Here is a 13,786-nt window from a genome sequence, read left to right as displayed (position 1 = left end):
GCGTTGACGGCCGTCCTACGCCAGCGGCTACGAGCAGCAGTTCGCCGGCATCGACTAACTTGATCTTTAACCTGTGCGGCGTGGACGTGGATTGACAGACTTCGTTTTCTTTGCAGCCGCTGTCTTGGCGTTCGTGGTGGTCGCGGTGTGGACGTCGTAGCGCGGGGTGGGGTGAGTGTTGCGGCGGCCGGGTGGCCGCCCTGGTCCTGCCCGGGAGGGTTTGGGTGCACCGGCCGGACAGGTGACTCTCGGGCGGAGGTGCCGAAACCCTCGGCGGACGCGGGCGGGTGACAGACGCTGCGGTGGTGCGGGTTTCTCCCAGGGCCGGCGCAGGTCGGCGGCGAGGGCGCGGGCCAGGCGGAGCTGGGTGTAGGCGGCGAGGATCATCCAGGTCCAACGGTCGGCGGCCTGCGGGGTGCGGATCTTGGGGCAGGTCCAGCCGAGGGTCTGTTTGAACAGGCGGAACGTGTGTTCGATGTCGAAGCGGCGCAGGAACGTCTGCCAGAGCCGGTCGACATCGGCGGCGGTGGCGTCGACGCCGGACCACCACAGCCAGACCGGCTTCGGGGTCGCGCCGCTGGGTAGATGGTCGACTTGCAGCCGGATGACGGTTCCCTCGATGACCGGCAGTACCTTCGCCGAGTCGATCCAGGCGGATCGGTGCGTCAACCGGGGGTGCAGCCGGTCCCAGGCGCGAGCCCACGCGCTGCCGTAGAGACGGGTGTCGGTGATCGTGGCCGCGTCGGGTTCGCCCCAGGTGCTGGGATCGCCGAAGACGAACTCGCCGCCGTGGCGGGGCGGACGGCCGACCGTTCCCGGCTGCCGGGGCGGCACTGCCCGGCGTAGTACCCGGTCTGAGCGCATCCGGGCGAGGACCTGCACGGGCAGGTCACGCAGGAGAAACGCCAGCCGGGGCGCGTCGTAACCAGCATCGGCCACGACCAGGATGTCCGGGTCCCCGGCCTGCCACTGTCCGGCCCCGATCAGCCGGCCCACGATGTCTCGCAGCTGACCAGCGGTGACCGTGGCCGCGTCGTCACCAGGCGCCAGCCGCACCGCGTCCAACGGCGCGGTCCACGAACTGCGACCAGATTCCAGGGCCACGACCATCGAGTACGGCCAGCCCGGGATCATGATGGTCTGATCCTTGCCGCGGCCGTAGGTGTGACACAAGATCCGCTGCGGCGAGGTGTGCGCGTCCGGCCGCAGCCAGCAAGTGATGTCGACCGCCAGGACGAGACGACCATCAGCTGCCCGCGGCAACGACACCCCGGCGAGGGCCGTGCGCAGCCGATCGATGTCCAGCTGGCCGCAGGCGAGGGCGTCATACAGCGCCCCGTGACCGCGGCGGTGCTCGCCCACCAGCGACAACTCCACCAACGACCGGACCGGCCCGTCGGCGCACAACACCGCGTCCGTCAGGTCGAACAATGCCTCAGCCCGAGCGGTCAGGCAGTCGTAGAACTCTCGCCGGAACCTGTCCAGGTCCCCGACGGCGTCAGCCGCAGCACGCTCATGCACACTGGTCACCAGAACAGCCCTTGGTTATTGATGCTCTTCCCTAGACAAGAAGATCATCGGCCAAGGGCTGTTTCCGTGATCGGTCAGGGTCCCTACAGGGCCCTCGGAGGTTAAAGATCAAGCTAAGGCGTGTTTCGGAACTCGGGTTGGCCGGTTGAAGTCACGGCGTGGCGGTGATCGATAACTGAAGAGGTCTCCGGTACTTGGTACAACGACCAAGAAGCACCATGCACCGGAGACCTCGTGGCCACCTTAGCGGTGACGAGGCGGCATGACCTGACTGACGCGCAGTGGGCTGTCCTGGCCCCGTTGCTGCCTGCTGCGTCGTCTACCGGCCGGCCGCCGAAGTGGGAGAAACGGCAGCTCATCGACGGGATTCGGTGGCGGATTCGGATCGGTGCACCGTGGCGCGACGTGCCGGCGGAGTACGCGCCCTGGCCGACGATCTACGGACTGTTCCGTCGTTGGCAGCGCGATGGAACCTGGGAACGGATCTTGTCAGCGTTGCAGGCCCAGGGTGACGCCCGGGGGCGGATCGGCTGGACGGTCAGCGTGGACTCGATGACCAGTCGCGCTCACCAGCACGCCGCAGGTGCGCGCACCGACGGCCATCTGCAGAAGGAACCACCCGGTGGGGTTCATGATGAGCCGGCCGACCACGGGCTGGGCCGCTCCCGTGGAGGGCTGACGACCAAGACACATCTGGCCTGTGAGCAGGGCCAGAAAGTCTTGTCCTTGATCGTCACCGCCGGGCATCGCGGGGACAGCCCGCAGTTCATTCCGGTCCTGCGCCGCATCCGCGTGACCCGCCTCGGCGTCGGCCGGCCCCGCACCTGCCCCGACCTGGTCCTGGCCGACAAGGCCTACACCAGCCGCGGCAACCGCCGATACCTGCGCTCACGCGGAATCAAGGCCTGCATCCCCAGCAAGAGCGACCAGGACGCCCACCGCAAAGCCAAAGGCTCCAAGGGCGGACGCCCACCCACCTTCGACAAGGACCTCTACCGGCTACGCCACGCCGTCGAGAACGGCATCAACCGACTCAAACGCCACCGCGGCGTCGCCACCCGCTACGAAAAGCTCGCAGTCCGCTTCCAAGCCGTCCTGACCATCACCATCATCACCGAGTGGCTCTGACCGGCTTATGAAACACGCCTTAGTTCTTCGACTGGCTGGCGCCGAGCTGCGACCTGCTCGACGAGCGGCAAGGAGGAGATCATCGGGGCGCTGCTCGACCGGCCCCACTGGATCCTCGGTACGGGAAGGTGACCACGTGCGGGTCGGCGCGGGCCTTGGCGATCAGCGTTCGCAGGTCGGCCGGGTAATCGACCACGCGCTCGACGGACACCACGCCGGCCGGGCTATTGTCGGCCCGGTCCCAGCGGATCGTGATGTGTCATCTATTGCGCCACTGCACGACCCGGACGGTACTCGTACAGGGGTTCGATCGTCGAGCGATCGGGTTACGGCGCTGGCTCCTGCGAGGCTGCGCCATCCCGGGGCGGAGCGTCGCCGTCCTCGCCGCCTGTCGGCGGTTGGTCGAGGTCGACGCTGAGGAATCCGAAGCTGGACCGCATTCGTGCCTTGCGACCCTCCGACAGGCCGAGGTCGCGCCGCATTTGGGCCACCGCCTCCACATAGCCATCCTCAGCCTTCCCAAGGGGGGCGGACTGGTCATCGAACGGTGCGAGTTCGAGGATGCGGAGAAGCACGTCAAGGTTGTTCAGGGCGTCGCGGACGTCGTCAGAGCCGTAGAACTCGACCTCGGTCAGCAGGCGGCCCCACTCGCTCAGCACCTCGTGGCTGCGCCTCCACTGGCGTGACGGGTCGAAGTCGACCGCCGGCGGATTTTCACGTGCCCGCGGGTCGAGGATCGGGGCGATTGTGTGGACGTACGAGTTGAGCTGACGGCGGGCGCTCGCGGCCGTGTCGAGGTAGAGCCGCTGGCGTTGCTCGATCCAGTGTCGCCGGTCCTCCCGCGACCAGCTCTCGCGTTCACGTCGCCGTTCCCGGCGCGCCTGGCCCGCAGCCTGCGCGTATTGCAGCGCCGCGCCGAAGGCGGTGCCCCCTAAGCCGGCGATCAGGGCGACCCAGCCTGGTTCTGCCATGGGCACACGGTAGAGCAGCCGGGCACGCGACGACGCCTGTCCGGCCGCAGTGGCAATTGCATGTGATCGTAGTCGTGACGGGGCTGATCGAGATCGTGGTGGTGCTCTTCGTCGCGCGGGTGACCCGGGTGATCTCGTCGCCGACGAGATCACCCGCCGACCTCGGAAGGATCGTCCGCCGGCTGCCCGAGGGCAGCCCGCTGGCGTACCTGCTGTTCTGCCGCTGGTGCCTATCCGTGGGGATCGCCGCGCCGACCGCCGTCGCCTGGTGGCTGCTCTTCGACGTCCCCGCTGGTCCGGGCAGTGGTGGGCCGGACGGACCGAGCCTGCACCAGCTGCTCCCGAGTGAACACAGTCCCGTCCGGATGCTTGACCTCAAAGAGCGCCTCCAGGCCTGCCGGCGCGTCGACCTCGGACGTGGCGGGCGAAGTGATGTCATCGAGGAGTCGATCGACCAGGGCGGCCAGCATGCTGGGCCCGGTCCCGCTATACCCCCAGGACACGCCGCCGTAGTCGCCGATCGGGGCGAGGAACAAGCGATGGTCTGCCGTCCGGATCCACACCTCGTCATCAAGGATGAGCTCGCTCAGAGGCGAGTCAGTCGGAAGCACGAACGGCACCGACGTAAGGTACTCGCCCTCCCAGGTGCGAATTACCGGTGCGCCGGTCACCGGATCTTCTAGGCAGACCAGGGCTGGCCCTTCACGGTAGAACAACGCCGCGTGCGCAGCGGTCCGGTTAGCTGGCACCAGCAGGGCGGCCCACTCGAGGACCGTAGCGGCAAGTTCCGGCGAGAGTCGGGCAGCTTGCGGGAAAGGGGAGTCCCGTCCGCCGGTGTACGCACCTTCGGCCCTAACACAAGCGCAAGCCAGTTCGTCGTCGCGTTGTAGGATCTCCTTCCAGGCCATCCGCCGAACATCCCGCGGAACATCGGAGGCTTGGACCGCCGGCGTGGCTAGGGGACGGGCGGCGAGAGCTATGTCGTCCCGGTCATCGCATTCACCGAACAAGCTCATATGCATCTCGGCCGACTCGGTAGCCCTCCGCTGCGCCTCACGAGCGAGACCGACGAGCGTGCGGCGGACGGGCGTCTCGCCGTCCTCCAACGCAGCCAGCAACAACCATGGCGTTAGGTCAACGTCGGCGGGGGTAGCTACGGTTACGGTGGGGTCACCGGGCTTCCACTCCAGCATCCGTTTAGGATCGCGCAAGCTCGTGAGCCAGTACGGCGCCGGCATGCCAAGGAACCAACGCAGGTCTGTCCAGGTGATCTGAACCTGACGCTCGGGATTGGCGCCCAGCACCGACTCCAGCGCCGGCCCATGGAAAGCCCAGTCAGGCCAGACGACGCAGATCGCGTACGAGTCGGGCGGCAACCATCTGGCGGCCGCCGCGGGATCTGTGTGGGCTGCGGTCACCGGCGGGTAGACAAGGTGAAGATCGCCAACTGCGGTGGCCCAGGTCATTACGACGTGCCGACCATCGCCATGTAGCGAGGCTCCCACGTACTGCGCCGGGCGATCAGGGGACCGGTGATATCGTGGTGCGGCGATACGGGCCGTTCCAATGTCGTTCTGCTCGGCCGCCCAGCGCTGGACCTCCACGTTGTTCCAGAAGCCGGAGGAGTCTGAAGTCGGGAACCGCGGATCCGACACGATCAACGCTTGCGTCCGCCGCTCCGACCAGCCGAGCAGTGACGCGATCTCGGCGAGCGTCAGCGTGTTCTCGTCCTCGTTCGACATGCAGTTCGGCCTCCGGCACGGTCTAGCGTGGCTCCTGGGTCGCCTGTTCGGAAACTTGACTCAGTGCCAACCCGATCAGTGGGTAGCGTAGACCTGCCGCCCCCACCCAAGGAACGACTGCGGGAGCGGATGCGCCGGTCGCGTCGCTCGATGCCCCGACATGGTGGGTTTCGCTTCTGGATCTCTTCTTGGGGCGTCGGCATTGTGTCTCTGATGGCGGCCCTCTACATCGTGAACGGATTCTGCATCGGTTGGCAGAGGGCGTACAACGTGACCATCGGCATCACCTCACCCGGTGACGTCGCCTTTTCCTACTTGGCCTGGCCCTTGTCACTAGCCGGGTGGCTAGTCGGACCGGCCGTTGCCGGCGCGGTCGCCGGCTGGGTCGTGAACGACTTCATCTCGTCCCGGCGTACGACGCCACCCCTGCGCGTGCTCGGTGGCGAGGAAGATGCCTGATCTGATCCCAAGATTGCAAGACTTGGTTTTCGCCAAGGGGGATTTCGCCGTGCGAGAGGGATTTGCCGCCTCTTTCGTCAAGTTGCACGCCGAGAACTGGCGACAAGCCCAAGACCATTGGGAGCGTATAGTCGCCCAAGTGCTTGACAGCACTGCGGTGGAAAAAGAAGCTTCAGGGTCTAGGGCGATTCGTCAGGCAGTGCTCGGCGCCGTCGCGGTCTTAGACCAACCCCCTTTGCGCAATCGATGCCCGATCTGCGTGTCCGCTCGGCCGGAGTCGAGACTGCGTTGGCGGGAACGGAGTCGAGTATGAGCAACGACACGCGCCGGGAGTTTTTCGACCTGGCAGCTGAACTGCTCGCCGTTGCGTACCCGGAGGCGGATGAGGCATGGACGACACGCCACGCGATGCTGTCAGTGGTCGCAGCACAGCGCTCGGGGCTCGAGCCAACCGTTCCCCCTGGCCGTGGCCTGCGGGGAGCGGACTTGGCCGGCGCTGACCTGACAGGCGCTCAGCTTTCCGGCCTCGATTTGGCGGGCGCGGATCTGACTGCAGCCGCCCTCGATGGAGCGACAGTGCGCAACGCTGACCTACGAGGAGCGAAGCTCGACGAAGCCACAATGCGGGAAAGTGACTTGGTCGGCGCCAACCTGCGGGCTGCGAGTCTGGTAAGAGCGGCAGCGCCCGGCGCCACATTCCGCGACGCGGATCTGCGGAACGCGCGACTCGATCAGGCAGATCTCTCGGCCGCCACTTTCGAGAATGCTGAACTTGGTCGAGCTGGCTTCGATGATGCCGATCTTGCCGGAGCGCGGTTAGTCGGAGCGGATCTAAGTTGGGCGAACCTACGCGGTGCGAACCTGACGGGAACTGATCTTGCCAGGGCAAGCCTCCGGCACGCCAGCTGCGAAGCTGCCCACTTAATCAGTGCGGACCTATCAACAAGTGATCTGAACGAGGCCAGCCTCATGTCGGCTCTATGGTCGGAGGATACGCGGTGGCCAATGACGCTGCGCGAGAATATTCGCGACCAGTCAGAGCAAGTCGCACCCGGAATCTTTCGAGTACGGGGTGACCTGCGGTTCGCAGGGGCACTCCACTGATCCGCGAAAGTGTTCGTTAAAAGGTGAGACGGCGCCCCCCAGTTCCGATGGTGGATTTGGGCCGTATAGCCCGTCTTCAAGGTGGGATCCCTGATGTCGAGCTCCGGCGCGAGTTGTAGTGCGGTGGCTGGCTATCGGCCAAACCATCCGCCCGAGTGTGAAAGGCAGGTGAGGGCATCAACGACAGCGTCCTGCAGCGGCGAGACTGCGCGGGCCATGAACACTGTCAGTCCCAACTGGTCTTCACGTCGTGCTGCAGGTACTCCCACGGGTCGTTGTTGCGCAGGCCGGGCGGGACGCTCTCCTGGAGCTCAAGCGAGACCTCTTGACAGATGAACTGCGTGATCCCGAGGACGGTCAAATGGATCTCGTACCAGGTGCGCACCTGAGCAGCGTTGTCCTCAAACGTCGAGGTGGAGTCCTCGCCGGGTTTGACGTGCGTGAGGATGTTCCGCCTGTCGACCCAGTCCATCCAGTTGCCGCGGAGGCGGTCCCACACGTGTAGAGGCGCCTGCGGCTTCGCCTCCCTCATGAGCAGGTCGATGGAGTACTGGAGGCCACGCTTCCGTTCACCCGGGGCCGGTTCGGGGGCGGGCCGAAGGGCCTCGGCGAGGCCACCGGTTCGCACGTAGAGCGCGGTGCCTGCCAACTCTGGCCAGGGCTCGGCGATGCCGTGAAGGTGTAGGACCTGCTCGACGAGCCCCTTGTACGCCGCGCTGATGTGCTGGTCCGTCGGGTACCAGGCCAGCAGCATCGGCAGTGCTGGATCGAGCGTGCCGGCCGCCATGCCGAGCGTCCAACCGCGAATGATTGGTGAGAGTGACTGGGGACGAACGTCCAGCTGGGGTGCATCGTTGTTCATGCGCCGCTGGACCGCGTCTACGAGATTCGAGGAGAGTTCATCGGAGACTCCGGTGTTTCGGAGGCCGGCGAGCAGCCAGGTGGCGAGTTTGGAGTGCTCCACGGACAACGCCCAGTCGTCGGCATTCGCGGTCTCGAGCGAGGGCGCATCGAAGCACCACTTGGCGTCATAGTCCTGCGCCCGGGCCTCGAGCCACTCCAGGTCGCAGCCGATCTCCCCGAGTCGGTCGCCGAGCTCGCCGCCGAGGTCACCGTTCGCTAACAGCAGGTAATAGAGCTCGGCGAAGACCAGCGGCGAGAGCTGGCAGGTCAGCTCTCCCACAGGACCAGCTCCAGACGCTGGGCCAGCGGAAGGACGACTGCCGTCGTTTCGACCGGCTCCAGAGCCGCCGCGGGCACCGGGATGCGCCCAAGGTCGGTCGCGGAGATCGACGGGATCTGCGCTCCGACGGTGAACACCTGTCGCACCCGATACGCATCTTGCCCGTTGAGGTAGTGCGCCAGCGCGGGGCCGAGCGAGGGATTCCGCAGCCGGAGTACCAGGACGTGGCTGTCGGCGACCACACGAGCATCGGCAATGCGAGCGTGCGGCAGATTCCCGAGGGCCGCCATCAAGAGGTCGCCCGGCTGCGCAACCGTCGGATTCCCCTCTTGTTCGGGCACCCAGCGACGGGGAGCCTTTCCCCCAAGCATCGAGACGTCGGCGACGGGCAGGTAGCCCGGTGCTTCCTCCTCAATGGCGAGCCTGCGCGTGTTCCTGCCGCGCACGACCTCGCGGCAGAAGTTCGCCAGCGGCTCGCCTGCAGTCAGGATCGACGGGTCTGGCGTCGCGAGCGCGGTGCGCCATTCGGTCGTCCGCAGATCCGTCGTCTGCCACCAAGTCTCGACCGCCTCTTCCTCGTCGACGTGTGTCGAGTCCTCGATGGCACGGAGGGGGCCGGTGACCCGGCGCAGTCGTTCGACTGGCGGGACTGGAACGGTGGCATCAAGAAGCGACGACGTCTCGACAGCAGCGAGGGCCGCACCCTGCGAAAGATTGGCCCGCAGGCGGCGCCCGCTCTCGCTGCTTAGTAAGCCCCAAAGCCACAAGCCGAGCTCCGACTCGAGCGGGCGCAATGCTGAGAAGCGCGCGGCAACTAGCGCGCCGCGGAGGTGTTCAGAGACCAGCACGGCCGGGCCGAGGCCGACGCGGGGCACCAACACGTCGCCGGGACGTAGCTCGGTACCAACCTGGAAGACTGAGCCCTGGTACTTCTTGCTCCGTCGCCGGACGCCGCCGCTCGCGGGGTCAACGCTCGCCGGAGTCACCACCGGTGAGCCGGCGTCCGCGAATGAGCGCGGGGCGAGACGGGTTGCGAGCTCGCGGAGCGGAAACTCGCGATCCGAGCCGGGCCATCGGAACGCCTCGGCGGTGAGGCGGCCGGGCTCCCAGTTCCGCTCTAGCCGCAAATCGAGAATCGCACTAGTGAACATGACGATCTACTCGCCGTCCAGGTGCTCAAGCGCCGCGTTCATGGCCGCGCCGGTCTCTGAGAGCTGAGCCGCCCAGTCGTCGCCAAGCTGGGCGACAAAGGTCTCCCCTGGCTCGGCGCGGTCGATCACCAGGAGCACAGCGCGGATTGTGGCGCCCTCGAGTGCACCCGCCGGGAGGCCGATCAGGGCGCCGACGCGGTACTCGTTCGCAAGGTATCGGCGGTACGCCTCCAGCGTCTTTTGAAGGTGATGTTGTTCGGCAGCAGGAACACCGCGCGACCACCGGGGCGCAGCTTGCGCAGGCATAGGTCGATCGCAGCAACCTCCAACTCTCGTGCGGGTACCCCAATGAGCAGGGTCCACGGCCGCCGCACAGGGGGTCCGAATGGCGGGGCCGTCACGATGATGTCCGCCTCGGGGAGCTCCGTGGTGAAGGAGTCGCCAGTGGTGATCGTGGCCGGCGCCGGTGCAGTCCGAGCAATCTGCTCGGCAAGCTCGGCCAGCTGGGTGTTGATCTCCTGCCCGACGAACTTGACTCGACCGTCCAGCTCCCGTGCGCGATCCATCGCGGCCCAGAGGAAGTTTCCTGTGCCGCAGAAGGGATCAAGGACTGTGCCGACGAGCTTCTTGCCGGTGAGGCGGCCGACAGCGTCGGCGATCACCGGAGCGGTGGTGTGCTCCCCAGCGTGTGGCCCCCTCAGCACGAAGGACGCGAGCGCTCGACGTCGGGCCTGCCAAAGCACGTCGTGACGGACCGGAATGAACTCACCGCCAGCGGTCTTGATCCCGGGAATCGCCGTCTCCGCCAGCAAGTCGGCCGGAGGGACGAAGAAGTCGAGGCGATGACCCTTGCCGCCGGCCTTCTCCGTCTCGAACCACAGACGATCCATCAGAAGTGAGGTGGCCAGTGCAGGATCCGTCAAGAATCCAGAGTCACCGTAGGCGGGACCCACCGGACCATCGGCCGGCTCCATCGAACGCATGCTGCGGTCGGCACGGAACCACTGGCCGTTGATAACGGCATAGTGCTCCACCGTGCCGAGCAGCTCACGCCACCTGCGCAGCTGCGAGAGCGCCACTTCCGGCTTAATGTTTGCGCCGTTCTTGGCCTCGACAGCGAGCCACGGGACGAGGTCGCCGTCAACGTTCGCGGCGTACGCGAGCGCGTCAACGCGGCGGTTGGAGTGGCTGTCGATCTTGGGATCAAGCTGGACCAGCCGATAGCCGGCAGCCCTCAGCTTGGCGCGAATATCGGCGTGGCCTTCCCGTTCCTTAGCCATCTGATTTCCCTCGTCCCAGGTGAAGCAAGCCGGGGAACGTATCACGGCACATCTGCTGCGGCAACCCAGCGCGCTGACCGCGGACGCGGGCGGTGGAGCGGCGTCGGATGTCGGTGGATGCGGTGATCGAACCGATGGCGTCGGCGAGGCTGTCGATGGGTCGAGGCGCAGGTATGAACCGCCGGCGGGTAGCAGCAGCCAGACCCGACCGGTACCGCGCCCCATTCATTCGTTGTGGCTGATCTGCGCACCGGGCCGGCTCCTGTGGCCCGACGATGGCGGGGGAGGGACGCATATGCGTGGCGCTCGCGGTGGCGGCGGACGGGGCCGGAGAAGGTGAGCCCAGCCTTGAAGTGACGCCCTGAGACCGGACACCTCCTGACTTGGCATCCTGCCGAGGAGGAGGAAACGCTGTGGCTGGACGGAGCAAGTACCCCGAGGAGTTCCGGCGCCAGACCGCGGCGTTGGTGCTCGACTCCGGTCGCACAATCCGTGACGTGGGCCGGGAGCGGGGTGTCAACCACGAGACGCTGCGCAACTGGGTCCAGCCCGGGTTGGGGATCGGTTCGTGTCGATCAACCGACACGAACCCCCAAGCCTGCGGCCAGCGTGTAGCGATGGGTAGGGGCGCGCCGTTCCCTTGGTGACGGGTGTTCTGCTGATGGGGGAGCGGGACGCGCTGGACTGGCGACGCCCTGTCGGTCCCCTCGTTTACCCCCCGAAAACCGCCGCGCGTGGTTGACAACCAGTGACAAGTAGCGATCATTGCTTAATCATGTCTGCGCAGCTCAGCGCCTACTTCTGACAGTCAATGACAAGGGTGGGATGGCTACGGACGGTAACAAGGGGTTTTGGCAACCAATGACAAGTCCTGAGAGGACTCGACAAGAGGTTGTCTTGGGTTCAAGACCCTCGCTCCTTTGAGCGCCGGGTGTTGGGCCGGGCGGCCCGGGCTCGTGCTGCCCAGAGCGAGGCACGGCGAGTGGCCGCGCCTGCTCGCGATGGCGTGCATCGTTGGGCTGAGGGCGAGTCATGTACCACCCGTGATCACGTTCGCCCGCCGACCGAGCCCGCCTTCCGCTCGGCCTCAAGGCTACCCGTTCGCGCGGTACCTGCTGTCCGAGTCGGATCTGCTTTGCCGCTCGCAACACCTACTGATCGCCGGTATCCGGTCATCCAGGTGCGTCCTGTCGCGAACCGCCTGATTGATGTCTTTCGCTGCGAAATGCATCGGCTGAGCTGGTTGAACGTCCGCTCGCGAGTGACGCTGTGTAGATCGTCGTGTCGGATTTGATCGATCTTGGCTGAGTCGTCCTTGCAGTTTGTGCTGCCTCTTGCTCTGGTCCGTTAGTGATCTTTACTGTCAGCGCACCCTGCTGACCTTGAGGAGACTGCGGTGGCCGGTGCGTTTCGTGGATCCGCCATGAGTGTTGCGGCTGTGGGCCGCTGGGCTCGGCGCAGGTACTCCCTCGCAGGTTTGTTGACGTTCAGCATGGTGGCGTCGTTGCTGTCGGCGGTGCCTCCGCAGCCGGTGACGGCATCGCCTGCGGCGCCGGCGGGCGCCACCGCGGTCAAGCCTTCTCAACGTGCAGGGGTAGCGGGATTACCGTCGCATGAGGCGACAACCGCGCGGACGTCGTTTGCCGGGTCAGCCGGAGGCAGCGCAGCGCGTCCGCCTGTGCCAGGCGCGGTCGGTGCCGAGCAGACGTTCCCTGCGGTGAAGGTGCCTGGGCAGGGTGAGGCCGGGCAGGAGGCGTCTTCGCTCTCGGAGGTGGGAGGCGCCAGCGGTGGAGTCGTCGCCGGCCGTTCCGTCGAGCGGTCGGATGCCCGTACGGAGCGCACGACCGAGTTCGTCAATCCTGATGGCACGAAGACGCTGCGGGTCTACGACGGTCCGGCCTTCATCCGTGACGGCGCTGGAGCGTGGAAGCCGATCGATAACCGGTTGTCCCGACGGGCCGATGGCCGGTACGCGCCGGCATCCGCCGCGGATGTGAGTATCGCCTCTCGCAGCAACGATCCGCAGATGGCGACATTGTCGTTGGGCGAGGACGCTGCGGTGTCCTTCGCGGTTGACGGTGCTGCTGCGGTCACGTCGTCGGTTGAGGAGTCGACGGCCACGTTCACCGGTGTGCGTGCGGCGTCCGACGTGAAGCTGACGCCGATGGAGTGGGGCCTCAAGGAAGAGATCGTCCTGCACTCCGCTGACGCCCCGACGACATGGACCTTCCCGCTGACCGTCAAGGGCGTCACTCCGGCGCTCAACGACGCCACCGGTGAAGTCGAGTTCACCGACGCAAGTGGTGCGGTGCGGGGTGTCATCCCGCCGGGGTTCATGGTTGATTCGAACGTCCACCCCCGTCGTGGTACGGGGGAGCGGACGGACAACGTCCGATACTCGCTGCAGCGTCAGGCTACCGGGTGGCTGTTGCAGGTCGACCTGGACGCCCAGTGGCTGCGGGATCCTTCGCGGGTGTTCCCGGTCATTGTCGACCCCTCGTTCACCGACAACGCGGAGACCGACGACACGTACGTGTCGAAGCGTGACCACGCCAACCGCAACAACTCCGCCGAGGGTGACCTGCTGGTGGGCACCTACAACGGTGGCACCGAGCGGGCCGCGTCGTACCTGCACTTCAACGATCTGAAGGCGTCGAGGCCGAACCGCTATGTCCTTGGCGCGACGTTGCAGCTGTGGAACTTCTGGTCCTACTCCTGCAGAGCCCGCAGCGTCAACGTGTACGCGGTGACCAAGTCATGGTCGGGATCGACGACCAAGACGTGGGCCGGGCCGTCGTACGACTCGGCGAACCGGCTCGCTACCGGGTCGTTCGCTCACGGCTACTACGACTGCCCGAGCGGCAACTGGGCCGGCTTCTCGCTGCCGCCGGACCGGGTGATGAAGTGGCTGCACGGCACCGAGGCGTTCTACGGGCTGACGGTGCGGGCGTCGGAGACCGACAGCTATGCCTGGAAGCGGTTCGCGTCGGCGAACTTCTCGAACTCCACGGCTCGCCCATACATCGACCTGAACTACTCCGACCAGGGCGCCAAGTACTCGCTTCCCTCGCCGAGCTTCAACCCGCCGGTCACTGCCGCGTCGGCCGGGAAGATTACGGCACGGGTGACGAACTGGGGTTCGACGACCTGGACCCCGACGAACGGTTATCGGCTGACGTACAAGATTCTCAGCGCCGGCGGGACGCTTCTGCGTAGCGGGCCGCTCTACGCGATGCCG

The 13,786-nt window shown here is 66.4% G+C and carries 13 protein-coding genes; 6 read left to right on the top strand and 7 right to left on the bottom strand.

From position 1 onward, the window contains the following. Positions 1-66 precede the first annotated feature (66 nt). On the bottom strand, positions 67-1,530 hold the full coding sequence (locus O7607_RS00055; RefSeq protein WP_269700144.1) for an NF041680 family putative transposase: 1,464 nt from the start codon (positions 1,528-1,530) through the stop codon (positions 67-69). 249 nt (positions 1,531-1,779) lie between these two features. Here O7607_RS00055 and O7607_RS00050 point away from each other — a divergent pair, with 249 nt between their 5' ends. Next, entirely contained in the window at positions 1,780-2,658 is an 879-nt protein-coding gene (locus O7607_RS00050; protein ID WP_442929509.1) for an IS5 family transposase, read from the top strand. Between the two features lie 326 nt (positions 2,659-2,984). On the opposite strand, the gene O7607_RS00045 is transcribed toward O7607_RS00050, so the two are convergent. Together O7607_RS00045 and O7607_RS00040 are read right to left on the bottom strand one after the other, a co-directional pair. Continuing rightward, a complete protein-coding gene (locus tag O7607_RS00045) occupies positions 2,985-3,629 on the bottom strand; it encodes a hypothetical protein (RefSeq protein WP_269700141.1) in 645 nt (214 codons plus the stop codon). Between the two features lie 230 nt (positions 3,630-3,859). Then, positions 3,860-5,371: a hypothetical protein gene (locus O7607_RS00040; protein WP_269700140.1), complete on the bottom strand. Its 1,512-nt coding sequence runs from the start codon at positions 5,369-5,371 to the stop codon at positions 3,860-3,862. A gap of 129 nt (positions 5,372-5,500) precedes the next feature. Here O7607_RS00040 and O7607_RS00035 point away from each other — a divergent pair, with 129 nt between their 5' ends. The 3 genes from O7607_RS00035 to O7607_RS00030 are packed head-to-tail and all read left to right on the top strand — an operon-like array spanning position 5,501 to position 6,934. Next, positions 5,501-5,830 carry a DUF6313 family protein gene (locus O7607_RS00035; RefSeq protein ID WP_332367291.1) on the top strand — a complete coding sequence of 110 codons (330 nt, stop codon included), beginning with the start codon at positions 5,501-5,503 and terminating at the stop codon, positions 5,828-5,830. Continuing rightward, a complete protein-coding gene (locus tag O7607_RS30505; protein WP_442929434.1) occupies positions 5,823-6,143 on the top strand; it encodes a DUF6313 family protein in 321 nt (106 codons plus the stop codon). Before O7607_RS00035 ends, O7607_RS30505 begins: the two co-directional genes overlap by 8 nt. Further along, on the top strand, positions 6,140-6,934 hold the full coding sequence (locus O7607_RS00030) for a pentapeptide repeat-containing protein (RefSeq protein WP_269700137.1): 795 nt from the start codon (positions 6,140-6,142) through the stop codon (positions 6,932-6,934). The genes O7607_RS30505 and O7607_RS00030 overlap by 4 nt, the downstream gene beginning before the upstream one ends. Positions 6,935-7,160: 226 nt before the next feature. Here the strand turns inward: O7607_RS00030 and O7607_RS00025 are convergent, their stop codons facing one another. From O7607_RS00025 to O7607_RS00010, 4 genes are read right to left on the bottom strand one after another with little or no spacing between them, the layout of a single operon-like run. After that, positions 7,161-8,117 (bottom strand): hypothetical protein, encoded by a 957-nt coding sequence (locus O7607_RS00025; RefSeq protein WP_269700136.1) that lies wholly within the window; start codon positions 8,115-8,117, stop codon positions 7,161-7,163. After that, on the bottom strand, positions 8,105-9,268 hold the full coding sequence (locus tag O7607_RS00020) for a hypothetical protein (RefSeq protein WP_269700134.1): 1,164 nt from the start codon (positions 9,266-9,268) through the stop codon (positions 8,105-8,107). The genes O7607_RS00025 and O7607_RS00020 overlap by 13 nt, the downstream gene beginning before the upstream one ends. 6 nt (positions 9,269-9,274) lie before the next feature. After that, on the bottom strand, positions 9,275-9,406 hold the full coding sequence (locus O7607_RS00015) for a hypothetical protein (RefSeq protein WP_269700133.1): 132 nt from the start codon (positions 9,404-9,406) through the stop codon (positions 9,275-9,277). A gap of 44 nt (positions 9,407-9,450) precedes the next feature. Then, positions 9,451-10,548, bottom strand: coding sequence for an N-6 DNA methylase (locus tag O7607_RS00010; protein ID WP_269700131.1), 1,098 nt, complete (start codon positions 10,546-10,548; stop codon positions 9,451-9,453). Positions 10,549-10,961: 413 nt separating this feature from the next. Here O7607_RS00010 and O7607_RS30500 point away from each other — a divergent pair, with 413 nt between their 5' ends. Further along, positions 10,962-11,195: a transposase gene (locus O7607_RS30500; protein ID WP_442929433.1), complete on the top strand. Its 234-nt coding sequence runs from the start codon at positions 10,962-10,964 to the stop codon at positions 11,193-11,195. A gap of 1,070 nt (positions 11,196-12,265) precedes the next feature. After that, positions 12,266-13,786, top strand: a 1,521-nt coding sequence (locus O7607_RS00005; RefSeq protein WP_269700130.1) for a DNRLRE domain-containing protein, incomplete at its 3' end; no start/stop codon positions are given.

Source organism: Micromonospora sp. WMMA1949, assembly GCF_027460145.1.
In the GTDB taxonomy this organism is placed as follows: Bacteria; Actinomycetota; Actinomycetes; order Mycobacteriales; family Micromonosporaceae; genus Micromonospora.
The sequence above is the reverse complement of the archived record's forward strand: the minus strand, read 5'-3'. Positions and strand labels throughout refer to the sequence as shown.

What these genes read in the sequence shown, in the direction of transcription:
- O7607_RS00045 (WP_269700141.1), bottom strand. Translation starts at nt 3,629, where the DNA reads ATGGCAGAACCAGGCTGGGTCGCCCTGATCGCCGGCTTAGGGGGCACC.
- O7607_RS00040 (WP_269700140.1), bottom strand. Translation starts at nt 5,371, where the DNA reads ATGTCGAACGAGGACGAGAACACGCTGACGCTCGCCGAGATCGCGTCA.
- O7607_RS00035 (WP_332367291.1), top strand. Translation starts at nt 5,501, where the DNA reads ATGCGCCGGTCGCGTCGCTCGATGCCCCGACATGGTGGGTTTCGCTTC.
- O7607_RS30505 (WP_442929434.1), top strand. Translation starts at nt 5,823, where the DNA reads ATGCCTGATCTGATCCCAAGATTGCAAGACTTGGTTTTCGCCAAGGGG.
- O7607_RS00030 (WP_269700137.1), top strand. Translation starts at nt 6,140, where the DNA reads ATGAGCAACGACACGCGCCGGGAGTTTTTCGACCTGGCAGCTGAACTG.
- O7607_RS00020 (WP_269700134.1), bottom strand. Translation starts at nt 9,268, where the DNA reads ATGTTCACTAGTGCGATTCTCGATTTGCGGCTAGAGCGGAACTGGGAG.
- O7607_RS00010 (WP_269700131.1), bottom strand. Translation starts at nt 10,548, where the DNA reads ATGGCTAAGGAACGGGAAGGCCACGCCGATATTCGCGCCAAGCTGAGG.